Consider the following 24,174-nt stretch of genomic DNA (forward strand, 5'->3'; position numbering starts at 1 on the left):
CGACGTCGGCCGGGAGGACGGCCGGGTCAGACGGCCTCTTCGTGGACCTGGTCCCCCAGTGGGACCAGGTCCACGTCGGCTTGGGTGACCTCGCGCACCAGCGGCAGCGCGGCGTCCGGGTCGTCGACCGACAAGGTCAACAGGACGGACGCCCCCCAGTCGGCGTCCACGACGTCCACGCCGCGGTTCATCAGGGCGCCGTGGACGCGGCCGGCATCGGCGGCGTCCACCTCGAGCCCGACGAGCCGACGGACGACCGGCCGCACCCGCGGCGTCCCGGCCAACGCGTCGGAGACCGCGTCGGAATAGGCCCGCACGAGGCCGCCCGTGCCGAGCAGGATCCCGCCGAAGTAGCGCGTGACGACGGCGACGACGTTCGAGACGCCCGCGCCCCGCAGCACCTCGAGCATCGGCATACCCGCCGTGCCGGCAGGTTCGCCGTCGTCGGAGGACCGCTCGATCGGCTGGGCGTCCGGAACGTCGACGATGAACGCGGTGCAGTGGTGGCGCGCGTCCGGATAGGTGGAGCGGACCGACGCGATGACCGCGCGGGCGGCGTCCTCGTCGTCGACGCGGGCGAGGCGCGTGATGAACCGCGACCTCTTGACCTCGAGCTCGGACTCGGCCGAGAAGCCGCGTGGGAGCCAGAGGGTCATGGACGTCATCCTTCCACGCGGGCCCCCATGGGAGGATGACGCTGATGAACGCGATCCCAGCCCCCAACCCGTCCATCCGTGCCGAGGCCCGCGCCCTGAGCGACGCCCAGGCCAAGCCCAAGGGTGCCCTCGGCCGTCTGGAGGACCTGGCCGTCTGGATGGCCGCCTGCCAGGGCGAGTGCCCGCCGGTCCCGCTGACGGACGTCCGGGTGGTCGTCTTCGCGGGCGACCACGGCATCGCGGACGAAGGCGTCTCGGCCTACCCGGCCGAGGTGACCCCCGCGATGGTGCACGGCATCCTCGCCGGTCGGGCCGGGGTCAACGCGCTGGCCCGCTCGGTCGGCGCGACCGTGTCGGTGTACGACCTCGGCGTCCGTGACCTGCAGGGGGTGCCGGACGAGGTGAGCCGGTTCCGCATCGGCCCGGCGCGTCCCATCCACCTCAAGGACGCCCTGACGCAGGCCGAACTCAGCGCTGCCCTGACGGCGGGCGACACCATCGCCGCCGAGGCGATCGCCGAGGGGGCCCAGGTGCTGATCGCCGGTGACCTGGGCATCGGCAACACGACACCCGCGGCCGCCCTCGTGGCGGCGTCCCTGGACCTGCGCGGCGCGGACGTCGCCGGGCGCGGCACCGGTTTGGACGACGCGGGGTTGACCCGCAAGGTCGCCCTCATCGACCGGGCCCTGGACCGCATCGGCGATCGCGCCGTCGACCCCTGGCAGCGCCTGGCCGCGCTCGGGTCGGCCGACATCGCCGCGGCCACGGGCTTCATCGGCGGGGCTGTCCGGCGTGGTGTGCCGGTCGTCGTGGACGGCCTGGTCGCCAGCGCGGAGGCCCTGGTGGCGGACGAGGTGTTCCCCGGAGCGCGCCAGTGGATGGTCGCCGGCCACCGGTCGACCGAACCCGGGTGCGAACTGGCCCAGCACCACCTGGGGCTCGCCCCCATCTTGGAGTTGGGCATGCGGTTGGGCGAGGGCTCCGGCGCCGTGCTGGCGGTGGGGGTGCTCAACGCGGCCATCGCCTCCCTCCGCGAGGTGGCGCTGCTGTCGGACCTCTGATGGAGGTCCTGCTCGACGGGCTGCGCCTGGCCTGGGGGACGCTGACGGCGATCCCCGGCCCGGCACCGCGGCGGGTCGACCGGCGTGTGGCCGGGGTCGCCATGGCACTCGGGTGGCTGGTCGTGCTGCCGGTGACGCTGGCGTGCGCGGCGATCGGCTGGGGGCTGGTTCGGGTTGGCGTTCCCGAGACGGCTGCGGGGCTCGTGGTGGTGGCACTGCTGGCGCTGGCGACAAGGGCCATCCATGCGGACGGGCTGGCCGACACGACGGACGGCCTGGGCTCCGGACGTCCACGCGACGCGGCGCTGGAGATCATGCGACGCGGTGACGTGGGCCCCATGGGTGTGCTGGCCGTCGTGCTGGTGTACGGGCTCCAGGGCGCGCTGCTCGGCGACCTGCTGGTTCGCCCGGGCGGCTGGGTGCTGGCCGGGCTCGGCCTCGCGGTCGGACGCCTCGCCCTCACCCACGGGTGCTCGCGCGCGGTCCCGGCCGCGCGGTCGGAGGGGTTGGGGCTCGGCGTCGCCGGGTCCGTGCCCGTCTGGCTGGGCCCCGCCCTGACCGTCGCGCTGTTCCTCGCCGGGATGGTGCTCACCGACGCCCTCACGGGCTGGTACGGAACCGGGCTCGACCGCAACGCCTGGGCATGGGGCCTCGTCCTGGGCACCCTGTTGTCGGGTGGAGTCCTGGCGCTGGCGATCCGCAAACTCGGCGGCATCACCGGGGACGTCCTCGGGGCCATGGTGGAAGTCATGGCCGTCGGCGTGCTGCTGGGGCTGGCCATCCGCTGAGTACCCCCGTCCCCGCCGAGGGCTCCCCTTCGGCCCGCCGAGGGCTCCCCTTCCGCCCGCCGAGGGCTCGCCTTCAACCCGTCGAGGGCTCCGCTTCCGTCCGCCGAGGGGTCGCCTTCAACCCGTCGAGGGCTCCGCTTCCGCCCGCCGAGGGCTCCCCTTCCGCCCGCCGAGGGCTCCCCTTCCGCCCGCCGAGGGCCTGCCCAGCGGACAACCAGATCCCCCTTCCATCCTCAGCATCGCTGCTGGGCCTACCCTCGTCCCATGAGCACACCGAGCCCGTTCGACACCTACCTCGACGGCCTCCCGCAGGGACCCGAGCGAAACCTGTACGCCCACGTGCTGGCCATCATGCGCGAGGAGTTGCCGGGAGCGACGGAGACCATGTCGTACGGCATGCCTGCTTTCAAGGTGGACAGCAAGGGCGTGGGCAGCCTCATGGTGACGAAGAAGCACCTCTCGCTGTACCCGCACTCGGGCTCCACCCTCGGCACGCTGGCCCAGGACATCGCCGGGTTCGGTCACACCAAGAGCGCCCTGCACTTCACCCCGGAACAGCCCCTCCCCGATGACCTGGTGCGCCTGGTAGTGCGGACGCGCTTGGCCGAACTGGGCTGAGCGGGGAGCCCTCGGCGGGCGGAAGGGGAGCCCTCGGCGGGCGGAAGGGGAGCCCTCGGCGGGTTGAGGGGGAGCCCTCGGCGGGTTGAGGGGGAGCCCTCGGCGGGCGGAAGGGGAGCCCTCGGCGGGTGCGCGGCCTACGGCTCCACGCGGAGCGGCCGGCCGGCGACCATGAGGATGACGTCGTCCACCACGCGTCCCAAGGCCTGGTTGGTACGGCCCAGCAGGTCCGCGAAGACCCGGCCCGAGGCGTGCTCCGGAACGACACCCCAGCCCACCTCGTTGGTGACGAGCACGATGGGTCCGGGATGGTGGGCCACGGCGTCCGCCAACTCGGCGCTGAGGTCCCGGACCGCGGCGGCCAGCTCGGAGCCCGGGGTGTCCCAGCCCAGGGCGTCCAGTTGTCGCGTCAGCCACGTGCCCACGCAGTCGATGAGCACGGGGCCGGACTCCGCACGGATCGCGGCCGCGACGTCCACCGTCTCGACCGTCGTCCACGCAGCCGGACGGGCCAGCCGGTGCCGTGCCACCCGGGCGGCCCACTCGGCGTCCACGGCCGGGTCCGCCGGATACCCCGGCGTGATGTAGGTCACCGCCGCCAGGACGCGCAACAGGCCTTCCGCGTGACCCGACTTGCCGGACCGCACGCCGCCGGTGACCAGGACTCGACCCACGGAGCTCACCCTAGCCAATGGGACCGCGGACTATGGTTGTCGCCGTGATGGCCAGCCCCCGTTTCACCTTCGTCCGCCATGGCCAGTGCGTGGCCAATGCACAGGGGCGCGTCGTGGGTCAGCTCGACAGCCCCCTCACCCCCTTGGGGCACACCCAAGCCGAGGGCGCAGCCGTCCTGCTCGCCGGACGCCGCGACCTCACGGCCGTCATCACCTCCGACCTGCAGCGCACGCTGGCGACCGCCCGGATCATCGCCGGGGTCCTCGACCTGCCCCTGTTCCGCGAACCCGGCCTGCGTGAGCAGACCTTCGGGTCGATGGAGGGGCAACTGTTCTCCGAGCTGACGGCGTCCAGCACCGGCGCCGCCCACATCAACGAGGTGCGCTGGGGCAACGGCGAGTCCGTGGCGGATGTCCACGCCCGCCTCATCGAGACCTTCGCCCGCATCGAGGCGGCCCACCCGGGGCCCGTGGTGCTGGTGACCCACAGCCACGTGATCCAGATCGCCATGTCCCTGCTCCGGGGTCGCGGCGCCCGCGACATCGAGTGGTTCGACCTACCCAATGGGGGCGTCGTCAACGGTCCCGTCCCCGTCCCGCCTGCTCAGGCGGGCGAGGCGGCCGGGGCGGGTCGGTCCTCGAACGAGCGCACGAACACCGGGACGTCCGGCGTCGAGGTCGCCGGGTCGAAGCGGTAACCGGCCTCGTCGAAGCCCGACAGCGCCCCGACCGTCCGGACGCGGTGGCGCACCAGCCAACCCGCCATCGCACCGCGGGCCCGCTTCGCGAAGAACGACACGACCTTGCGGGAGCCCCGAGCGTCGGTGTCCTCGAAGCGGGGCGAGATGATGCGGGCGCCCAGGACGTCCGGGCGCACCGACTTGAAGTACTCGTCCGAGGCGAGGTTCACCACCACGCCCGCCCCGGGCGACTCGGCCAAATCGTTCTTGAGCACCTGTGTGATGCGGTCGCCCCACCAGTCGTAGAGCGAGGCCCCTCGGGACGTCCGCAGCCGGGTGCCCATCTCCAGCCGGTAGGGCTGGACCAGATCCAGCGGACGCAGCACGCCGTACAGCCCCGACAGGATCCGGACGGTCTTCTGCGCCTCGGTGAAGTCACGCTCGTCGAAGCGCTCGGACGCCGCCATGCCCCGGTACACGTCGCCGTCGAAGGCCAGGACGGCCTGCTTGGCATTCTTCGGGGTGAAGGGCAGCGAGAACTCGGCGTACCTCTGGGCGTTGAGCGCGGCGAGCTCGTCGGAGATGTGCATGAGCGCGGCGATGTCGGAGATCGACTTGGTGCGCAGCACCTCGATGAGCGCCTCGGACTCATCGAGCAGCCGGGGCTCGGTGTGCTTGCGGGTGGCGGGCTTCGTCTCGTAGTCCAGCGACTTCGCCGGGGACAGCAGCGTGATCACCCCCCGAGGCTAGCCGGTGTGAGGGCGCCTTCCGGGGTTGTTCGACCGGAGGTAGCGCCATCTGGACCACATGTGGTGCTGCGGCGGCATGAGCGCGTTCGCGTTCCCCCTTGTCAATGCGATTCAGCGAAACACAGGTCACCCGCCCTGTGGTCCAGATGGCGCTACGTCGTCCGCCACCCGAGCACACGGGTGGGAAACGGGTGGAAAAAGAGGCCTCAGTCCGCCTCACGCGGCCAGGCGTTCGGCGTGCACCCGCCGAGGTCCAGGCTCTGCTGCATCATGACCGGCGCCGGGTCGCCGACCTTCGGGCAGCCGACGTGGCCCTGGCCGAGGAAGTGCCCCACCTCGTGGTTGACGAGGTAGGAGCGGTACTCCGCGAGGTCGTCGTAGGTCGGGGTCATGTACTTCCAGCGGTCCGAGTTGAGGACGACCCGGTCCCCCACGCGGCAGTTCCACTTCGACTCCACGTCGGCGGGCTTGCACAGCTCGTTGGTGGTGTCCGGCGAGGTCACGTAGATGGTGAGCTTGGCCGCCTCGGCGTCAGCCACCAGCCGGAACGTTCGCTTGCCGTAGCCGACCCAGCCCCGCAGGTCGTCGAAGGTGGCCTGGATCGTGCGGGCGACCTCGTCGGCGTCCAACTCGGTCGTGTCCTCGACCTGGACGCGGTACGGGACGACCTCGGGCGCCGCGACGGCCGGCTCGGCCGTGACGGTGTTGGACAGGTACACCCCGGACGCCTTGGTGTCGGACGTCCACACCTGCTGCCGCGCGATCTCGGGGATGGTCGGCGTCGGCGAGGGGGCCGGGACCTGCACCGGGGCGTACGCCTCGGGTGGGCGCTGGCTCATCCAGCCCCAGAGCACGCCGAGCACCGTCAGGATCACGACGAACGTGAGCCACCAGAGCCGCGACGAGCGCGACGAGCGCGACGACGCATCGCCCGTCCGTGTCTCGGGGTCCTCCGTCTGGGTCACGCCACCACCCTAGGCGACCGCTTCGAGGATTCCGCGAAGGGCGCACCCACCCCGCCCACCCGCGGAGGGCTCCACCGAGCCCCAGGCGCACGTCCCGCCAACCCGGCCCGGGGAGGAGGGGTCGCAGGCTAGGTTGTTGGGCGTGAAGTTCCTCTTCCTGGGCGCCGGTGCGATCGGCACGTACGTCGGCGGGTCGCTCGCCAGTGCCGGACACCAGGTGGCCTTCCTCGAACAGCCCACGCCGGCCGAGCAGATCGCCCGCGACGGCTTGGTGGTGGAGACGACCTCCGGGCGTCGCGAGGTGCGCGACGTGACGCTCTTCACCGATGCCGGCACGGCCCTGGACGCCGGCCCCTGGGACGTGACCGTGTTCGCCCTGAAGTCCTTCGACACGGTCGAGGCCGTGGAGCAACTCATCGCCACCGGACGCCCCGTGCCCCCGATTCTGTCCCTGCAGAACGGGGTCGACAACGAGCCCGCGATCGCCGCGCGGCTGGGCGAGGACCAGGTCATCGCCGGCACGGTCACGACGGCGATCGGCAAGCCGGGAATCGGCCACGTGGTTGAGGAGAAGCACCGCGGCGTCGGCATCGCCGTGGGCCACCCGCTCTCCGGGCCGCTCGTCGACGCGCTCAACGAGGCCCGGCTCGGCGCCCGGATCTTCCCCTCGGCCGGTCCGATGAAGTGGTCGAAGCTGCTCACGAACCTGCAGGGCAGCGCCACGTCGGCGATCCTCGACCTGTCGGTGGGTGACGTCTTCTCCGACGGTCGCCTCCTCACCCTGGAGACCGCGTCGATGCGCGAGTGCGTCGCCGTCATGCGGGCGCTCGGATTCGAGCCCGTCGACCTCCCCGGCACCCCGGTCCGCGCCCTCGCCTGGGCCGTCGAGAAGCTCCCCCGCTGGCTCACCGGGCCGATCTTCACCCGCGCGCTCGGCGGCTCGCGCGGACACAAGATGCCCTCCCTGCACATCGACCTCCACAGCGGGCGGGGGCGTTCCGAGGTCGGGTACCTGCACGGGGCGGTCGTCCGGCACGGCGCGTCGGTCGGGGTCCCGACCCCGGTGAACGCGGTGCTCACCTCTGTGCTGCAGGGCCTGACCGACGGCACCGAGGACATGGAGGCCTTCCGCCACCACCCCGAGGCTCTGCTGGCACGGATGCCCTAGTCAGCCGACGCTCGCTTGAAGCTGGGCCCGCATCTCGTCCATCGTCTCCAGGATCGAGACGGTCTCGTCCAGCGGGAGCAGCGGCGACTCAGTGGCGCCGTCCGCGACGAGTTGGGCCAGGTGGGCCGCCTCGAAGCAGAGTCCGTGGTGGCCCTCGATCGCGGGACGATCCGACTCCACCACCGTGCCGTCCCGGGTCACGAGCCGAACCGTGCCCGGCATGTAGAAGTCGGCGTCGAGTTCCAGCCGTGCCTCGCTCCCACTGATGGACGCCGTCGTCGGCGTCCTCGCCGCCAGCGTGGTGTCGACCAGCCCGATCGCGCCCGAGGCGTACTCGAACACCGCCGCCACCTGGCGGTCGACGCCCGTCGGGGCCAGGGTGCCCCGCGCGGTGACCCGCGACGGCGTCCCCAGAACGAAGGAGGCGTACGAGACGGGGTAGACGCCCAGGTCGAGCAACGCTCCGCCCGCGAGCTCGGGCGCGAACAGCCGCGAGGCGGGGTCGAACGCGAACCACTGCCCATGGTCGACCGTGAAGGTCTCGACCTCGCCCAGGACGCCGTCCGCCAGCACCTGCCGGACGATGTCCGTGCGGGGCAGGAACCGGGTCCACATGGCCTCCAGGCAGGCGACGCCGGCCGCACGGGCGGCGTCCACCACATCGCGCGCCTCGGCGGCCGTCCGCGTGAACGCCTTCTCGACCAGCACGTGCTTGCCGGCGGCGATGGCGAGCAGGGCCTGCTCGCGGTGGTGCGAGTGGGGCGACGCGACGTAGACGGCGTCGACGTCCGGGTCGGACACCAGCGCCTCGTACGAGTCGTGCACACGCTCGATGCCCCACTGATCGGCGAAGGCCCGGGCCCGCTCCTGCGAACGTGAGCCGACCGCCACCACGCGTTGGCGCGTGTGGCGAGCCAGCGCGTCCACGAACGAGGATGCGATCCAGCCGGGGGCGAGGATCCCCCAGCGCAGGGGCGGCGCCTCGGCGGGATCGGGCGTGCGGGGCGAGGGAAGAGTGACCATGGCCCATCCAACCACGGCTAGGGTGTCGCCATGAGCGAGGTTCCCGACGGATCCGACCCGCACGCGCTCGCGAACTGGCTGTTCGACCTGGCCCGGCAGGGCGAGACCGCACGCCTCGCCGCCTACGTGGACGCCGGGGCCCCGGTCGACCTGACCGACGCCGCGGGCAACACCCTCCTGATGCTCGCCGCCTACCACGAGCACGCCGACACCGTCCGGGCCCTGGTCGCCCGCGGCGCGGACGTCAACGCCCTCAACCACCGCGGCCAGTCCCCGTTGTCGGGCGCGGTCTTCAAGCAGGCGGACGCCGTCCTCACGGCCCTGCTCGAGGCCGGCGCCGACCCGGACGCCGGCGTCCCCTCGGCTCGGGCGACCGCGCAGATGTTCGGACGCCCCGACCTGTTCGGCTGAGCGTCAAGGAGCCCCCCTCGACTCCCTCCGATGGCCTGCGGCGCGGGCGCGCCGGCGGCATCATGGAGGAGGAGGTGGTGGCCGAGTGGCGCCACCGTCCTGAGGAGGGGAGGTGTCCAGGACGTACGTGGTGACCGGGGCTGGCTCCGGCATCGGGAAGAAGACGACGGAGATCCTGCGGGAGCGGGGCCACCGTGTCATCGGCGTCGACCTGAGGGGGGCCGACGTCGTCGCTGACCTGTCGACCCGTGAGGGCCGTGAGGCAGGTGTCCGGGACTCGGTCGCCGCCGCGGACGGGGTCGTCGACGCCGTCATCACCTGCGCAGGCCTGGCGCTCGGGAGGGCGATCACCGCCCGGGTGAACTACTTCGGGATGACGGAGTTCCTGACCGGAATCCGACCCACCCTGGCCCGTTCGGACGCCCCGCGCGCGGCGCTCATCTCCTCGATGGCGTCGCTGCAGCCGAACCACCCCGGGCTCGTCGACGCCCTCCTGGCCGACGACGAGGACGCCGCCGTCGCGATCGCGGAGGAGCTCGAGGCCGACCCGCAGACCAGCAACCTGATCTACGGGTCCACCAAGCGGGCGATCTCCCGGTGGGTCCGTCGCGTCTCGATCACGCCGGACTGGGCCGGCGCGGGGATCCCCCTGAACGCGGTGGGGCCCGGCATCGTCCTCACGCCGATGACGGCCGACCTGCTGGCCACCCCGGAGAGCACCAAGGGCGTGGACGCCGTCGTCCCGATGCCGCTCAACTACCACCAGTCGCCCGAGTCGATCGCCCACCTGCTGATCTGGCTCACGTCGGTGGAGAACACCCATTGCGCCGGCCAGACCATCTACTGCGACGGCGGGTCGGACGTGGTCCTGCGCGGCGAGGACGTCTGGACCTGGGCCGACCCGGCCGTGCAGGAGTACATGGGCCGGGCGTTCGCGGCGATCCACGTGCCCGAACCGTGACGCGTGGCCTCGCGGGTGGGCGTCCGAACCGGGCGCCCGCCCGCGGGGTCGGCGCGCTCAGGGCACCAGGAAGGGGATGACCAGCGAGATGGTCAGGCCCGTCAGGCCCGTGGCCAGGCCCGAGAAGGCGCCCTGGGTCTGGCCCTCCTGGAACGCGCGGGACGTCCCGATGCCGTGCGAGGCCACCCCCATGGCGAGCCCTCGCGCGCGCGGGTCGCTCACCCGCGCCACCGTCAGCAGCCACGGCCCGAACACGGCACCGCCGAGGCCCGCCACCATCACGAACAGGACGGTGATGGCCGGCCAGCCACCCAGCGACTCGGACAGGGCCATGGCGATCGGAGTGGTGGACGACTTCGGCGCCATCGAGATCGCCAGCTGCTCGGAGCCGCCCAGCAGGATCGTCAGCCAGTACCCCGAGAGGATGGAGAACACGGCGCCGAAGACGACGGCGCCGATGACCATCCCGGCGGCCTCGCGCACATGGGAACCCTGCCGGTACAGGGGCAGCGCCAGCGCCACGGTGGCGGGCCCGAGCAGGAAGGTCAGGATCCCGGCCCCGCTCGCGTAAGCGGAGTAGTCGATCCGCAGCACGACCAACAGGCCACCGATCACGGCGGCGGACACCAGCAGCGGGGTCAGCAGCGGGTTGCGACCGGACCGCTCCCACAGCTTGTCGGCCGCCCAGTAGATCCCGACGGTGAGCGTGAGAGCGAACAACGGGGAGGTCGACAGCCAGGCCCAGGTCTCGGCGAACCTCATGCCGCGCCCCCCTCGGGGGCCCGGTCGACGCGGCGGCGGGGGCGTAGCAGCGTCGCCAGCCAGGCGACGAGCAGGAACGTGGCCACCCACGACACCACGGAGCCGACCAGGGCGGGCACCCACTGAGAGGCGATCTGCGGTGCCACGACGATGAAGCCCACGGTGCTCGGCAGGAACATGATGGGGAGGTAGTGGACCAAGCGGTCGGCCGCCCGCACGGTCGAGCTGTCCTCCTTCGGACGTCGCCACGCCAGCCAACCCAGGAAGAGCACCATGCCGACGACGGGGCCCGGGATGGGCACCCCCGTCAGCCGTACCAACACCTCGCCGACCAGCTGGCAGGCGAGGATGATCGCGAGTCCACCGAGCATGGACGTCAATGTGGCACCCGAGCCCACCCTGAACGCTCCCCCAGTCCCCTCGCGGACGCTGGCCGCGCGGCGCCGAGTGTGATGGGCTCGGGGGGAACCCATCCAGGAGGACCGACAGCATGACCGACCCGAACCGTCCCGCGGGGTTCCCCGACCCGAACGGCTCCCGGGAGCCGTGGGAGGGTACTTGGCGCGAAGCTCACCGCGATCCCTATGCGCACAGCTCCGTCGAGCGCCGCAAGCCCGCCAGCACCAAGGTGATCACCGGGCTGGCCTGGGCGGCCGCCGGAGCCGTGGCCGTGAGCAGCGCACCCCTCGGGTTCGGGGCGTTGGGCGGCGTCCGGACGCTCTGGGGCCTCGGCTCCACAGGGGAGCGGACGACGGAGGTGGCGGAACCGTTCACGTCGCTGGAGCTGGACAGCCGGGACGTGGCCGTCCGGGTGCGCTACGACGACGTCCCCAACGCCCGCCTCGTCGAGGAGGACCTGCCGACGGGCCAGATGGCGTACCGGGTCGAGGACGGCCGGCTCGTGGTCGACCACCGGGCCCAGTCCTCGATGTGGCGGTGGTTCTCCCGGGAAGGCCTCACCGTCGTGCTCCCGCGCTCCATGGCGGCGGGCACTCCCGACGTCACCGTCCGGGCGGGGACCGCCTCCGTGGACCTGGAGGGTCGGTACGGGACGGTCGACGTCCGGAACGGGGTCGGTTCCATCGACGCGAACGGCGAGTTCGACAAGGTGGTCGCGACCACGGGAACCGGCAGCATCGACGTCCGGGGCACCGTGGCCGAGGTGCGAGCGGAGGCCCAGACCGGGTCCGTCGACATCCGGCTCGAGGGCGACACCCAGCCGCGCGAGGTGAACGCCCGCACCGGGACCGGGTCGGTGGACATCCGGGTGCCGTCGGGCCGGTACGACGTCGAGACGAAGACCGGGACGGGCGGCACCGACGTGGGCGTGGACCACGACTCCACCTCCCCCCACCGAATCGTCGCCGAGACCGCGACGGGATCCATCGACATCGACGATTGAGGCTCACCTAGGCTTTCGCCCATGGACATCCTGGGCCTGCCACTGCACCCCCTCGTCGTGCACCTCGTCGTGGTGGCCCTGCCTCTTGGCGCCCTGGCGGTGGTGGCCTCCGTCGTCTCCCCGGCCTTCCGGACGCGCTGGGCGATGCTCGCCCTCGGCACGCTCACGCTCGGCACCCTCGGGGCGGTGGCCGCGAAGATCACCGGCGAGGCACTGGCCGAGGCGGTCACCCTGCCCGAACGGCACGAGGCGCTGGGCAACGCGACCGTGCTCACGGCTCTCGGCACCACCGCGCTGGGCTGGTTGTGGTGGTACCTGGAGCGGGGTCGGGCGAAGGCGCCCGTCGGCACGGGCGGTTTCGGTGCGATGCTCGCCGGCGGGCTGCTGGCCTCGGCCGGGTTGGCGCTCGCCGTGCTGACCGCCCTCACCGGCCACGCGGGTGCCCAGGCGACCTGGTCCGCTCGGCTGCAGGCGCCGCTCGGGGCCGGGGCGGCGTCTGCGCCGGCCACGGTCTCGTACTCGGTCGCGGACGTCACCACCCACAACTACCCCGCGGACTGCTGGGCGATCGTCGACGGTGGCGTCTACGACCTGACCCGCTGGGCGGACGCGCACCCGGGTGGGCGTTCGCGCATCCTGGCCCTGTGCGGCACCGACGCCACCGAGCAGTTCCGCGCGCAGCACCGCGATGCGGCTCGCCCGAACGCGCAGCTGGCCGGGCTGAAGGTCGGCGAACTCGGCGGGTGAGGGTGATCGTCCACTCGACAACGGCACCGACACGGGGCTGAGCGATACTCGCCGCCCGGGGTGCCATCGAGTGGGCGCGGACCATCACGGATCCTGCCGAACCATCACAGATCCTGAGTGTCCCGTCGCCGCGCGAGCACGCCGTGCCGGAGAATCCGCCGGTCATGGGACGGCGGGCACCCTGGAGCGAACCGTCGCGCAGGGTGGATAGGCTCTCCCCCATGACCGAAGCGCCCGTGGGATCCGACTTCATCCGCGACCAGATCCGTCGCGACAACGAGGCTGGCACCTATGGCGGGCGGGTCCAGACGCGGTTCCCCCCGGAACCCAACGGCTACCTGCACATCGGGCACGCGAAGGCCATCGTCACCGACTTCGGCATCGCCGAGGACTTCGACGGCGTCTGCAACCTGCGCCTGGACGACACGAACCCCGAGGCCGAGGACACCGAGTACGTCGAGGAGATCAAGGCCGACATCGCGTGGCTGGGCTACACGCCCGGCATCACCGTGCACGCCTCGGACTACTTCGAACAGCTCTACGCCTGGGCCGAGTACCTCGTCAGTGAGGGCAAGGCGTACGTCGACGACCAGGACGCGGAGACGATCTCCGCGCAGAAGGGCGGCTTCGGCAAGCCGGGCACCAACTCGCCGTTCCGCGATCGCACGCCGGAGGAGAACCTCGACCTGCTGCGCCGCATGCGCGCGGGTGAGTTCGCCGACGGCGAGCGGGTACTCCGGGCGAAGATCGACATGGCCAGCGACGAGATGTGGCTGCGCGACCCGGTGATGTACCGGATCCGCCACGTGGAGCACCACAACACGGGCAAGGACTGGGTCCTCTACCCCACCTACGACTGGGCGCACGGGCAGAGCGACGCGATCGAGGGTGTCACCCACTCGCTGTGCTCTTTGGAGTTCGAGTCGCACCGCCCCCTGTACGACTGGTTCCTCGCGAACCTGCCCCTGGAGCAGGCCGCCCCGAAGCAGCAGGAATTCGCGCGCCTGGAGTTGACCCACACCGTCACCTCGAAGCGCCGCCTGCGGACGCTCGTCGAGGAGGGCATCGTCGACGGCTGGGACGACCCCCGCATGCCGACCCTGTCCGGCCTGCGCCGGCGGGGGTACCCGGCGTCGGCGATCCGGGCGTTCTGCGAGGCGGTCGGCATCACCCGCACGAACACGCGCAAGGCGATCGAGGAGCTCGAGTCGTTCGTCCGCCGTGACCTGAACACCACGGCCCAGCGCCGCATGGCGGTGCTGCGTCCGCTGAAGCTCGTCATCACGAACTGGCCGACGGACGCCGCGGGCGAGCCGGTCGTCGAGCACTTCGAGGTCGTCAACAACCCGGAGAACCCGGAGGACGGCGTCCGCTCGGTCGCGTTCAGCGGTGAGCTGTGGATCGAGTCGGACGACTTCGCCGAGGTCCCGCCGCCGAAGTTCTTCCGCCTCTCGCCGGGGCGCGAGGTCCGGCTGCGCGGCGCCTACCTCGTCACCGCGACCGACGTGGTGAAGGACGCCGCGGGCGAGGTCGTGCAGGTCAACGCCGTAGCCGACCTGGAATCCCGCGGTGGCAACGCCCCGGACGGCCGCAAGGTGAAGTCGACGATGCACTGGGTCTCCGCCCGCCATGCGGGGGACGCCCGGGTCGCCCTCTACGAGCGCCTGTTCACCGCCGAGGTGCCCGGTGCCGCGACCGGCGAGGCACTGGACGACGTCAACCCGAACAGTCGCGAGCTGCTGGACGCCAAGGTCGAGGCCGCCCTGGCCGAGGCGAAGCCGGGCGAGGTCGTTCAGTTCGAGCGCCTGGGCTACTTCGCCGCCGATCCCCGGACGCCGCTGCTCTTCCACCGGACGGTGGGCCTGCGCGACGAGTGGGCCTCGATCCAGAAGCGCGGCTGATCCTGCGTGCTGCATTTCCGGGTGGAAGATCCCCAAGGATTCTTGGGGGTCTTCCACCCGGAAATGCCACACCGAGCGGGCAGTACTCTTCTTGACGGAAAAAAGGGGTCGCGAAGAGGCGCCGCGAAGCCGTACCGTGGTGCTTCGTGACCCAGACCCTCAACCCGGTGCGCGCCCGGATCGGCATCTCGCTGTTCTTCTTCACCAACGGCGCCATGATGGCGGGCCTGCTGCCTCGCTATCCCGAGGTGAAGGCGATGTTCGAGCTGTCGAACACCGCGTTCGGGTTCATGGTCGCGATCGGACCGTTGGCGTCCATGCTGGCCTCCTCCCTTCCGGCGCCGCTGATCCGCCGCTTCGGGGCGTCCCGCACGGCACTGCTGTGGACCATCGCGATGGCCGCCGCCATGGTGCTGGCGGGCTTCGCCCCGCACTTCCTCGTGTTCGCGTTCGCCCTGGCCTTGGCCGGTTTCTCCGACGCGATCGTGGACGCGGCGCAGAACGTCCACGGCGTCCGGGTCGAGGACGCCTACGGCAAGACCATCATCAACTCCCTCCACGCGCTGTGGAGCCTGGGCGCCACGACCGGCGGCCTCGTCGGCGCGTGGGCGGCATCGCAGCGGATCCCCCTGTCCATCCACCTGACGGGCGTCGCGATCGCGCTCGTGCTGCTGGCTGCCCTGGCGACCCGGCTCGGACGCCTGCCCAACGGCGGACGCCCGGTGGTCACCGACGAGCACGCCGAACCGCTCCCGACCAAGCTGCCCAAGGGGGCCTGGCGGCTCATCCTGCCGCTGGCGTTCCTGGCGATCGCGGGGGTCCTCACCGAGGACATCGCCGCCAACTGGTCCGCCCTCTACCTCGTCCAGGTGGTCGGCGTCACCGCCGGCGTCGGTGGCCTCGGCTACGCGGTCATGCTGGCCGCCCAGTTCGTGGGCCGCGTGCTCGGCGATCCCGCGACGGACCGGTGGGGGCGCGTCAACGTCGCCCGCGTGGGTGGTGCGATGATCGCGGCCGGCGGCGTCCTGATCGTCTTCTTCCCCATGCTGCCGACGGTGCTCATCGGCTACGTGCTCGCCGGCTACGGCTGCGCCACCATCGTCCCTGCGGCGTACGCCGCGGCCGGGCGCCTCCGGGGGTTGCCGGAGGGGGCGGGCATCACGTACGTGAGTTGGCTGCTGCGGGTCGGCTTCGTCGTCACGTCCCCGATCGTCGGCTCGATCGCCGACCTCACGAACCTGCGGGTCGGCCTGTTCCTGCTGATGATCGGTGGGCTCGCGGTGGCGCATCTGGCGAAGGTGCTGCGGCCCGTGGACCACGCCGCGTGATCGAACGCTGCGTTTCCGACCACGAGGCCCTCGCCTGCAAAGTGAACAAGTGAACATCCGATTCTGGTCCTGAGGGGGAGACAAGGGCGACGGAACCGACGTAGCGTCCCCGGCAAGCTCCGGACGCACTGTCGCGTCCGCGCAACCCCGAAGGGACCCACATGAAATCAAGGAAGTGGCTCGCGGGAGCGGCGGTGATGGCTCTGGCCACCCCGTTCGGTGTCGCCCACGCGGCGCAGCCCACCGCGCTCGATCGCTTCGAGACGGCCCCGTCCGGCCAGATCGACAGCAAGCTGGTGCCGAACTCGCAGAGCAAGGCCCTCGTCCGCGTCATCGTCGAGGTGACCGGCGACCCGGTCGCAGTCGTCCAGGCGAAGACCGACAAGGAGCTGACGGCCCAGCAGAAGGCCGCAATCCGCGAGGACCTCAAGAACAAGCAGAAGGCCGCCAAGGACATGGCCAAGGCGCTCGGCGGCAAGGTCCTCGCCGAGATGCAGGACGCCTACAACGGCGTCAAGGTCGAGGTTGCGGGCTCCGCCCTCGCCGACCTCGCGAAGGCCCCGAACGTCAAGGCGATCCACGCCGTCGAGATCCACACCCGCACCAACGCCACCTCGGGCGCCTACCTCGGCGTCCCGCAGGTCTGGAAGGACACCGGCTTCACCGGCAAGGGCGTCAAGGTCGGCATCATCGACACCGGCATCGACTACACCCACGCCATGTTCGAGGGCCCCGGCACCGTGGAGGCCTTCGAGAAGGCGGACGCCAAGGACACCAAGCCGGCCGACCCGGCCCTGTTCGGCCCGGAAGCCCCGCGCGTCAAGGGCGGCTACGACCTCGTCGGCGACGCCTACGACGCCAGCGCCGACCCCGGCGACCCCGCTCTGACCCCGCAGCCCGACCCCAACCCGCTCGATTGCAACGGCCACGGCTCGCACGTCGCGGGCACGGCCGCCGGCAGTGGCGTCGTCGCTGATGGCAGCGCCTACACGGGCGACTACCCCGCCGCAGGCGGGACCGCATGGAAGATCGGCCCCGGCATCGCGCCCGACGCGGACCTCTATGCCTACCGCGTCTTCGGCTGCAGTGGCTCCACCGACGTCACCGTCGAGGCCATTGACATGGCCGTCAAGGACGAGATGGACGTCATCAACATGTCCCTCGGTTCGCCGTACGGCACCGCCGAGGATCCCTCCTCCGTCGCGGCCACCAACGCCGTCGGCGCAGGCGTCGTGGTCGTCGCCTCGGCGGGCAACTCCGGACCCAACCCCTACCTGACCGGCTCGCCGGGCGCGGGCAAGGGCGTCGTCGCCGTCGCCGCCAACGACAGCACCGCCACCTTCCCCGGTGTCGAGATCACGCTGCCGGACGGCACCAAGATCCCCGCGATCAACGCCAACGGCGTCGACCCCGTCCCGGCCGGACCGTTCACCGTCGTCCACCTCAAGGACATTGCGGGTACCCCCGAGAACGAGGCCTTGGGCTGCTCGGTCAATGCCTACACGGCCAACGGCATCAAGCGGGACGGCAACCAGCTGGCCGTCTCTGTGCGTGGGACCTGCGCCCGCGTGGCGCGCGCCGTCTTCGCCCAGAAGGCCGGGGCGGCCGCCGCGGCGATGGTGAACTCCACCGCCGACTTCCCGCCGTACGAGGGACCGATCACCGGCAACCCCGACACGGGTGAGGACTACACCGTCACCATCCCCTTCCTCGGCGTGCGTGGCGTGCTCGGCCCCAACCCCACCGATGACGGGGACAAGCTCGTGGCCAACGACGGCAAGACGGTCACCTTGGCCCGTGCCGATCTGCAGAACCCCGCGTTCACCAACTTCGCGTCGTTCAGCTCGGGCGGCCCTCGCACGGGCGACTCCGGGCTCAGCCCCAACGTCACCGCCCCGGGTGTCTCGATCTTCTCGGCTGAGGTGGGCACCGGCAACGGCGGTTACTTCAACTCCGGCACGTCGATGGCGGCCCCACAGGTCACCGGAGTGGCGGCGCTGAACGTGGAGGCACACCCCGACTGGGACGCCGCGACGATCGCCGCGAACCTCGTCAACACGGCTGACCCGGACAAGGTGGGCAACTACACCATGCACGTGGGTGGCGGCGGTCTCGTCGACGTCATGCAGTCGGTGACCAACCAGGTCACGGCCGTGGGCGACGAGTACACGACCGAGAACGGCGAGACGCTGCGCGAAGCATCGCTGAGCTTCGGCTTCGTGGAGGGCACGTCCACCTGGTCCGACACCAAGGCGGTCCAGGTCACCAACCACGGTGACTCCGCGGTGACGCTGAAGGCATCGGCCGTGGCGACCGACGAGTCGGTCGGCGCGAACATCACGGTCAGCAGCGCGTCGGTGACGATCCCGGCCGGCGGCACGGCGTCCGTCGACGTGACGATGACAGTCGACTTCACCAAGGTGCCCGCTGTCGACAACGCGAACGACCTGTTCTCGTTCTACGAGTCGTCCGGTCACCTCGTCTTCACCGGCGACACGGAGATCCGCGTGCCGTACCTCGCAGTGCCTCGGGCAGCGTCCAACGTCGCGTTCGAGAACGCTCCGACACAGATCAACCCGGGCCTGGGCGAGGTGCCGTTGACGCTCACGAACAAGGGTGGCGCCGTCACCGGCACGGCCGACTTCTATGCGTTCGGCGTGAAGGACGCCGAGGGTGACGTGAGCCTGGGCGGCCACCCGGGAACCGACCTGCGCGCCGCAGGCGTCCAGTCGTGGTCGATGGAGGACGGCGACCAGCTGCTCGTGTTCGCCGTGAACTCGTGGGACCGCTACTCGAACGCCGCGCGCAACCAGCTCGAGGTCCTGGTCGACAGCAACAAGGACGGCAAGGCCGACTGGAGCGTGTTCGCGACCGACTCCGGACTTGTCCGCTCCGGCTCCGCCAACGGCGTCAACGAGGTCTTCCTCTACGACATCCACGCGGGCGGCCTGTACGCGGCTGGCTTCCTCGCCATCTCACCGACCGACAACAGCACCGTGCTGCTGCCGGTGATGGCAGGAGACCTCGGACTCAGCGCCAAGAAGGGCGAGTTCCAGTACACCGCGTACGTGTCCTCGCTCATCGACTCCGCGGCCCACGACGCCATGGACGAGATGGCTTCCTACAACCCGTGGAAGCCGTCCTACGTGGAGTTCCCGTACGCGGAGATCGCGCCGAACACGTCCGAGACCGTGACCATCCAGGTGACGGGTGCCGGCATGGGCAACAACAAGTCCGGTGGCCTCATGGCAGTCGTGTTCGACAACGCGGCGGGAGAGGACGAGGCACTCATCCTCGAGCCCGCGGTGGGTCAGGGCAAGCCGGTCAAGCCGAGCGTGCCCGCCAAGCCCTGACGGGTGTGATCACGAAGGGCCCCGCTCCTGCTGGAGCGGGGCCCTTCGCCGTGCCGGTCAGGCGTGGGGGTTGGGCGGGCGGGGGCCCCGCGGACGCGTGCACAGCCGAAAGGCGCCGCGGGCGCCGAAGCGGTAGTCCCAGGTGCGGCCGTCGGCCTCGACGAGCACGCGGAGACCGTCCTCGAGGGCGTGGGTGTAGGACCGGCCGGGCTCCGGGCACCCCCACGACCCGTCGCGCCAGGTGACCGCCTCGGCGCCCACCACGCGGAAAGCGGTCACGTCGACACCTCGTCCGGCGAGGTCGGCGCGCAACGCGTCCACCCGGCCGGCAGGCAGGTCGACCGGACGCCCGCTCGGCTGCTCCAGCGGGGGCGCTTTTCGGAACGGGTGCCGCCCCGCGGGCCGCTCCGCGAAAGGTGCGTTCTCCGTGGTCACTCGGAGACGTCCGCGATCTGCGCGTCGAGCGCCGCGAGGGCCGCGTCGGCGTCCACCGTGATGCCGACCCCGTGGGCGCCGCCGCCCATCGAGATGCGTCGGCCCGTGACGGCGGCGTCCGCGATCACGGGCCACGGCCGCGTGGACCCGAACGGCGTGATCGTCCCCCGCTCGTAGCCGGTCACCTCCCGGGCGGTGGCGGCGTCCGGCATGGAGAGGCGGTTGACGCCCAGCAGCGCGCGCAGCTTCGGCCAGGAGAACTCCCGGTCACCGGGGACAAGGACGAACACGTAGTCGTCCTCCCCTCGGCGGACGACGATCGTCTTGACCAGGTCGCGCGGCTCGATGCCGCGGGCAGCGGCGGCCTCCTCCAGCGAGTTCACCCGGCCGTGGCGGGTGACGGTGTGCTCCAGCCCGAGCGCGGTGACGGCCTCGATCGCCGGCGTGGTCGCATGGTCGTTCATGACACCAACGGTAGGCGAGCCGGCCGAAAGACCTTAGGGTTTCGGAGCATGAACCACCCCCTGATGTTCGACGCGGACGACCCGCTCCTGGGCGAGGTGAGACGCCTGGCCCTGGGGCTGCCGGACGCGCAGGAGAAGGTGAGCCACGGGCGTCCGGTGTGGTTCACGAGGAACCAGTTCGCCAGCTGGGGCGGCCACGTGAAGGGCAGCCACGACGACACCTCGCTGGCCCATGCACTGCTGTTCAAGCCGGACGCCGACCACCGTGACCTCCTGCTGGGCGACGAGCGGTTCGTCGTGCCGGCCTACGAGGGGGCGTACGGGTGGCTCGCCATCGCCCTCGACACGTGGGAACCGAGCTGGGACGAGGTCGCCGACCTGCTCGAGGAGTCCTTCCGCATGACGGCACCCCCGCGGTTGGTGCGGGAGCTGGACGCCCGTCTCTGACAACCGAAAACGCACAACTGTCCGAGCTGCGTGCCAGAGTGTGGCCATGGCGAAGGCACCCCGCACGACCCTCACGTTCCTCGGCGCGGCCGGCACGGTCACGGGCTCGAAGTTCCTCCTCACCGTCGGCACGCGACGAGTCCTCATCGAATCGGGTATGTTCCAGGGCGAGAAGGAGTGGCGCCTGAAGAACTGGGAGGAGTTCCCGGTCGACCCGGCGTCCCTCTCCGACATCGTGCTGACCCACGCGCACATGGATCACATCGGCTACCTCCCCGCCCTGACCAGTCGCGGCTACACCGGTCCGATCTGGTGCACCGAGGGCACCCGGCAACTCGCCGAGATCGTCCTGCGCGACGCCGCCAAGCTCCAGGAGCAGGAGGCCCAGGAGGCCAACGAGGGCGCCTACTCCAAGCACCAGCCGGCCCTGCCGCTCTACACCACCGACGACGTCGAGGCGATGCTCGACCAGTTCGTCGCGCTGGAGTACGACGCCGACTTCGAGCTCACGGGCAACGAGCGCCCCGGTTTCAAGGCCGAGAAGCACGAGACCGTCACCATCCGCCTCACCCGGGCGGGTCACATCCTCGGCTCCGCCTCGGTGAACGTGTGGACGCCCACGGCGTCCGTGTTGTTCTCGGGCGACCTGGGGCGCGAGGAGCACCCGGTCATCAAGGCCCGCGAGGTCCCCTCCGAGAGCGCCCCCTTCGTCCTGGTCGAGTCGACCTATGGCGACCGCGAGCACCCCGAGCCCGAGAACCTGCCGCACGAGGGGTTCGCCGATGTCATCCGGCGCACCATCGCCCGCGGCGGGTCCGTCGTGGTGCCCGCCTTCGCGATCGACCGCACCGAGGTCATCCTGAAGACGATCTCCGACCTGGAGCGAACGGGACGCATCCCCGACGTGCCGGTGTACGTGAACTCGCCGATGGGCGTCCGGGCGCTCAGGGTCTACCAGACGCTGACGGACGAGATCCGGGAGGACATCCGTCCGCAGGACTTCGTCGCGATCCCCGACCTCACGGCCGTGGAGTCGGTCGAGGATTCCAAGAGGTTGACGGGGCAGGAGGGCCACGGTCCGGCGGTCATCATCTCGAGCTCGGGCATGGCGACGGGCGGGCGTGTCCTCCACCACCTCGAGACGATGCTCCCCGACCCCCGCAACGCGGTCGTGCTGACCGGCTACCAAGCCGCCGGCACACGCGGACGCCAGCTGGCCGAGGGTGCCGAGTTGGTGAAGATCCATGGTCGCTACATCCCGGTGAAGGCGGAGATCTTCCACGACCGTGAATTCAGCGTGCACGCCGACGCGTCGGACCTGATCGACTGGCTGGCGGCGCTCCATCCCCGGCCGCAGCAGGTGTTCTGCGTCCACGGCGAGGTGGGTTCGGCGGCGGCCCTGGCGCGTCGGGTCAAGCACGAACTCGGCATCGACGCTGTGGCCCCGAAGCACGGGGAGGTCGTCCTGCTCCACAACGACCGGGCGACGTCCCACCAGGGGGCCCGTCCCGAGGTCGTGCTCCCCGCGGCACCGCCGGTTCCCGCGGCCGGACCGTCCGGCACGGCGGTTCCCGCTCCGGCTTCGGTTCGCACTCCCGGTCCGGTTCCCGCTCCTGCTCCGGTTCCCGCTCCTGCTCCGGTTCCCTCGGCCGTGTCACCGCGGACGCCCCTGCGCTACCGACTCCTGACCGGCCACGCCGACCCGGAGTTCGACCGCCGCGTGAGCGAGGCGCTCGACGCCGGCTATGAGCTCGCCGGACCGCCCGCGCTCACCTTCGATGGCGAGCAGGTCACCGCGGGCCAGGCGGTCGTATGGCCGCGACCCGATCCGGGCGTCCGAGGCGCAGCGCCGACGCACGGGCGGGGAGGCAGTTTCGACACGGGAGTCGCCGAGAGCCCTAGGTTGGGGTCATGACTTGGACGCCCTCCCCCCAACCCTCCCCGTGGGGTTCCCACCCCGCACTGCTGCCGCCGCGACCGCTCACCCTGGGTGAGGTCGCCGGCGGGGCCTGGCGCGTCTACCGCGCCCGCTTCGGCCTGTTCGTGAAGCTGCTGCTGACGCCGTACCTGCTGATGTTCGGCGCCACCGTGGCGTTCGCGTTGCTCATGGTGGGCACCCTCGCGGCGATGTACCCCCGGACGGACGCCCTCCCGGGCACCGCGATCGCCCTCATCCTGGCGTTCTACGTCGTCATGATGGTGATCGCGCTCCTGGCCTACGTCTACCAGGGCCGCATCGTCATCGGGGGCATCGACGTGGCCACCGGCCGGGAGAACCCCACCAGCAGCAACTTGGCTGCGCGCACGCAGGGCATGCTGGGGCGCCTGGTCGTCCTCATGCTCCTGGTGCTCGCGGTCAGTCTGGTGGTCGGGTTGCTGGCCATCGCCATGTTCATCCCGGTGATGGCCTCCAGCACGTCGTCCGGCGATGCCGGAGGTACGGGCTTGGTGATGCTCCTGCTGATACCGATCGTGTACGTGGGGGCCTTCTGGCTGGCCATCAAGCTCACCTACGTGATCCCCGCGATGGCCGAGGAGCGCCTGACGGCCGTGGACGCCATCAAGCGATCCTTCGCCCTGACCCGCGGTGCCTTCTGGAGGACCTTCGGCTACCAGGTCGTGCTGGCCCTCATCGCGATGGCCCTCATGCTCGTGCCCTACCTCATCCTGGTGGCCACGACGGTGAGCAGCACGGCCTTCGGCTCCGGGGAGTTCTCGCCCGGTACCGCCGTCGGCATGACCCTCGGCGTCGTGGTGTTCTACGCGGCGTTGCTGCTCTTCGTGCCCTACCAGCACCTCTACGTGGCGATGATGTACCTCAGCCGCACCCGCGAGTTGGCCACACCTGCCGGGAGCGTCCTCGGGGGTCCGCTCCCGGGCGGTCCCGGCTACACGCCCTACGATCCGAACCAGCCGTACGCCGGGCCGCAACAGACGCCGCCGACCGATCCGTACGGGCCGGGGAGGTACCAGTACCCGCCGCAGGACGGGCCGTACCAATACCCATCACAGGACGGTCAGTACCCCGGCCAGCCGCAGTACCCCGGCCAGCCGCAGCGGCCGCAGTATCCGCAGAACCCCTGGGGGCCGCCGCCGGCGGCTCCGGGCAGCGGTTCAGCCCCGCAGCGCTGACGGCTTCCGCACGTCGAGGATCTTCGCGGCGCGCGACAGCAACTTGACGAGCTTCTCGGCGTCCCGGGTGCCGAGTTGCTCGGCCAGCGCGTCCTCCACGCGGGTGGCTGCGGCCTCTTCGAGGCGCATGCGCTCCTTCGGGGCCAGGTCGGCCCACCGTGAGCGCGCGTCCTTGGGGTTCTTCTCCCATTGCACCTGCCCGCGCTCGGTGAGCTTCGCCAACGATGCGGACACGTGCGACTGGGCGAAGCCCGTCCGCTCCGTGATGTCGCGAACCGCGCTGCGACCGTTCAGCAGCAGGTCGTCGAGGATCGCCATCTCGCCCGGAGTGGTGCCCTTCGCGACCTGCGCATGGGTCATCTCCCCAGCGAGGCCGGAGAGGCGACGACCAAGTTGGTGAAGGGTGGCGGCTCTCATGGCGGACATCCTATCCATCGTTGCCGATTCAT

The 24,174-nt window shown here is 71.2% G+C and carries 25 protein-coding genes; 15 read left to right on the top strand and 10 right to left on the bottom strand.

The features are described 5' to 3' along the window. Positions 1–26 precede the first annotated feature (26 nt). On the bottom strand, positions 27–656 hold the full coding sequence (locus AC5YDV_RS11795) for an IMPACT family protein (protein ID WP_496183524.1): 630 nt from the start codon (positions 654–656) through the stop codon (positions 27–29). Positions 657–700: 44 nt separating this feature from the next. Between AC5YDV_RS11795 and cobT the strand changes: the two genes are divergently transcribed. The 3 genes from cobT (at position 701) to AC5YDV_RS11810 (ending at position 3,123) form a co-directional block, all read left to right on the top strand. Then, positions 701–1,717, top strand: coding sequence for a nicotinate-nucleotide--dimethylbenzimidazole phosphoribosyltransferase (gene cobT, locus AC5YDV_RS11800; RefSeq protein WP_496183525.1), 1,017 nt, complete (start codon positions 701–703; stop codon positions 1,715–1,717). Continuing rightward, positions 1,717–2,505: an adenosylcobinamide-GDP ribazoletransferase gene (locus AC5YDV_RS11805; protein WP_496183526.1), complete on the top strand. Its 789-nt coding sequence runs from the start codon at positions 1,717–1,719 to the stop codon at positions 2,503–2,505. Before cobT ends, AC5YDV_RS11805 begins: the two co-directional genes overlap by 1 nt. Before the next feature lie 264 nt (positions 2,506–2,769). Beyond that, positions 2,770–3,123, top strand: coding sequence for an iron chaperone (locus AC5YDV_RS11810; RefSeq protein WP_496183527.1), 354 nt, complete (start codon positions 2,770–2,772; stop codon positions 3,121–3,123). A gap of 137 nt (positions 3,124–3,260) precedes the next feature. On the opposite strand, the gene AC5YDV_RS11815 is transcribed toward AC5YDV_RS11810, so the two are convergent. Further along, positions 3,261–3,797 (bottom strand): bifunctional adenosylcobinamide kinase/adenosylcobinamide-phosphate guanylyltransferase, encoded by a 537-nt coding sequence (locus AC5YDV_RS11815; RefSeq protein ID WP_496183528.1) that lies wholly within the window; start codon positions 3,795–3,797, stop codon positions 3,261–3,263. 47 nt (positions 3,798–3,844) lie between these two features. Between AC5YDV_RS11815 and AC5YDV_RS11820 the strand changes: the two genes are divergently transcribed. After that, positions 3,845–4,495, top strand: coding sequence for a histidine phosphatase family protein (locus tag AC5YDV_RS11820; RefSeq protein ID WP_496183529.1), 651 nt, complete (start codon positions 3,845–3,847; stop codon positions 4,493–4,495). Here the strand turns inward: AC5YDV_RS11820 and yaaA are convergent. Together yaaA and AC5YDV_RS11830 are read right to left on the bottom strand one after the other, a co-directional pair. Next, complete coding sequence (gene yaaA / locus AC5YDV_RS11825) at positions 4,402–5,214, bottom strand: peroxide stress protein YaaA (RefSeq protein WP_496183530.1); 813 nt, start codon at positions 5,212–5,214, stop codon at positions 4,402–4,404. The two genes, AC5YDV_RS11820 and yaaA, sit on opposite strands and share 94 nt — an antisense overlap. A gap of 218 nt (positions 5,215–5,432) precedes the next feature. Beyond that, entirely contained in the window at positions 5,433–6,191 is a 759-nt protein-coding gene (locus AC5YDV_RS11830) for a DUF3152 domain-containing protein (RefSeq protein WP_496183531.1), read from the bottom strand. A 142-nt stretch (positions 6,192–6,333) separates the two neighbouring features. Between AC5YDV_RS11830 and AC5YDV_RS11835 the strand changes: the two genes are divergently transcribed. Then, a complete protein-coding gene (locus tag AC5YDV_RS11835) occupies positions 6,334–7,359 on the top strand; it encodes a ketopantoate reductase family protein (RefSeq protein WP_496183532.1) in 1,026 nt (341 codons plus the stop codon). Here AC5YDV_RS11835 and AC5YDV_RS11840 read toward each other — a convergent pair whose 3' ends face one another. Beyond that, positions 7,360–8,382, bottom strand: coding sequence for a Gfo/Idh/MocA family protein (locus AC5YDV_RS11840; protein WP_496183533.1), 1,023 nt, complete (start codon positions 8,380–8,382; stop codon positions 7,360–7,362). It lies immediately after the preceding gene. 30 nt (positions 8,383–8,412) lie between these two features. On the opposite strand from AC5YDV_RS11840, the gene AC5YDV_RS11845 reads away from it, so the two are divergent. Then, positions 8,413–8,793 (top strand): ankyrin repeat domain-containing protein, encoded by a 381-nt coding sequence (locus AC5YDV_RS11845; protein ID WP_496183534.1) that lies wholly within the window; start codon positions 8,413–8,415, stop codon positions 8,791–8,793. A 112-nt stretch (positions 8,794–8,905) separates the two neighbouring features. Then, positions 8,906–9,754 carry an SDR family oxidoreductase gene (locus AC5YDV_RS11850; protein ID WP_496183535.1) on the top strand — a complete coding sequence of 283 codons (849 nt, stop codon included), beginning with the start codon at positions 8,906–8,908 and terminating at the stop codon, positions 9,752–9,754. 57 nt (positions 9,755–9,811) lie between these two features. On the opposite strand, the gene AC5YDV_RS11855 is transcribed toward AC5YDV_RS11850, so the two are convergent. Continuing rightward, positions 9,812–10,516 carry an LrgB family protein gene (locus AC5YDV_RS11855; protein ID WP_496183536.1) on the bottom strand — a complete coding sequence of 235 codons (705 nt, stop codon included), beginning with the start codon at positions 10,514–10,516 and terminating at the stop codon, positions 9,812–9,814. Next, positions 10,513–10,887: a CidA/LrgA family protein gene (locus AC5YDV_RS11860; RefSeq protein WP_496183537.1), complete on the bottom strand. Its 375-nt coding sequence runs from the start codon at positions 10,885–10,887 to the stop codon at positions 10,513–10,515. Before AC5YDV_RS11860 ends, AC5YDV_RS11855 begins: the two co-directional genes overlap by 4 nt. A 119-nt stretch (positions 10,888–11,006) precedes the next feature. On the opposite strand from AC5YDV_RS11860, the gene AC5YDV_RS11865 reads away from it, so the two are divergent. The 5 genes from AC5YDV_RS11865 (at position 11,007) to AC5YDV_RS11885 (ending at position 19,247) form a co-directional block, all read left to right on the top strand. After that, positions 11,007–11,918: a DUF4097 family beta strand repeat-containing protein gene (locus AC5YDV_RS11865; RefSeq protein ID WP_496183538.1), complete on the top strand. Its 912-nt coding sequence runs from the start codon at positions 11,007–11,009 to the stop codon at positions 11,916–11,918. A 21-nt stretch (positions 11,919–11,939) separates the two neighbouring features. Beyond that, complete coding sequence (locus AC5YDV_RS11870) at positions 11,940–12,665, top strand: cytochrome b5 domain-containing protein (protein ID WP_496183539.1); 726 nt, start codon at positions 11,940–11,942, stop codon at positions 12,663–12,665. 221 nt (positions 12,666–12,886) lie between these two features. Next, positions 12,887–14,566 (top strand): glutamine--tRNA ligase/YqeY domain fusion protein, encoded by a 1,680-nt coding sequence (locus tag AC5YDV_RS11875; protein ID WP_496183540.1) that lies wholly within the window; start codon positions 12,887–12,889, stop codon positions 14,564–14,566. Between the two features lie 146 nt (positions 14,567–14,712). Continuing rightward, on the top strand, positions 14,713–15,894 hold the full coding sequence (locus tag AC5YDV_RS11880) for an MFS transporter (RefSeq protein ID WP_496183541.1): 1,182 nt from the start codon (positions 14,713–14,715) through the stop codon (positions 15,892–15,894). Positions 15,895–16,055: 161 nt separating this feature from the next. Next, positions 16,056–19,247 (top strand): S8 family peptidase, encoded by a 3,192-nt coding sequence (locus tag AC5YDV_RS11885; protein ID WP_496183542.1) that lies wholly within the window; start codon positions 16,056–16,058, stop codon positions 19,245–19,247. Positions 19,248–19,304: 57 nt separating this feature from the next. On the opposite strand, the gene AC5YDV_RS11890 is transcribed toward AC5YDV_RS11885, so the two are convergent. Then, on the bottom strand, positions 19,305–19,682 hold the full coding sequence (locus AC5YDV_RS11890) for a DUF8738 domain-containing protein (protein ID WP_496183543.1): 378 nt from the start codon (positions 19,680–19,682) through the stop codon (positions 19,305–19,307). Further along, the gene (locus AC5YDV_RS11895) at positions 19,679–20,146 is read right to left on the bottom strand and encodes an aminoacyl-tRNA deacylase (RefSeq protein WP_496183544.1); all 468 of its coding nucleotides are present in this window, start codon (positions 20,144–20,146) and stop codon (positions 19,679–19,681) included. Before AC5YDV_RS11895 ends, AC5YDV_RS11890 begins: the two co-directional genes overlap by 4 nt. 48 nt (positions 20,147–20,194) lie before the next feature. On the opposite strand from AC5YDV_RS11895, the gene AC5YDV_RS11900 reads away from it, so the two are divergent. From AC5YDV_RS11900 to AC5YDV_RS11910, 3 genes are read left to right on the top strand one after another with little or no spacing between them, the layout of a single operon-like run. Continuing rightward, positions 20,195–20,593: an MmcQ/YjbR family DNA-binding protein gene (locus tag AC5YDV_RS11900; RefSeq protein ID WP_496183545.1), complete on the top strand. Its 399-nt coding sequence runs from the start codon at positions 20,195–20,197 to the stop codon at positions 20,591–20,593. Between the two features lie 46 nt (positions 20,594–20,639). Then, positions 20,640–22,508 (top strand): MBL fold metallo-hydrolase RNA specificity domain-containing protein, encoded by a 1,869-nt coding sequence (locus AC5YDV_RS11905; RefSeq protein WP_496183546.1) that lies wholly within the window; start codon positions 20,640–20,642, stop codon positions 22,506–22,508. Then, positions 22,505–23,725 (top strand): glycerophosphoryl diester phosphodiesterase membrane domain-containing protein, encoded by a 1,221-nt coding sequence (locus tag AC5YDV_RS11910; RefSeq protein ID WP_496183547.1) that lies wholly within the window; start codon positions 22,505–22,507, stop codon positions 23,723–23,725. Before AC5YDV_RS11905 ends, AC5YDV_RS11910 begins: the two co-directional genes overlap by 4 nt. Here AC5YDV_RS11910 and AC5YDV_RS11915 read toward each other — a convergent pair. Next, positions 23,708–24,142 carry a winged helix DNA-binding protein gene (locus tag AC5YDV_RS11915; RefSeq protein ID WP_496183548.1) on the bottom strand — a complete coding sequence of 145 codons (435 nt, stop codon included), beginning with the start codon at positions 24,140–24,142 and terminating at the stop codon, positions 23,708–23,710. The two genes, AC5YDV_RS11910 and AC5YDV_RS11915, sit on opposite strands and share 18 nt — an antisense overlap. Positions 24,143–24,174 lie beyond the last annotated feature (32 nt).

Source organism: Propioniciclava sp. LT432 (assembly GCF_059515965.1).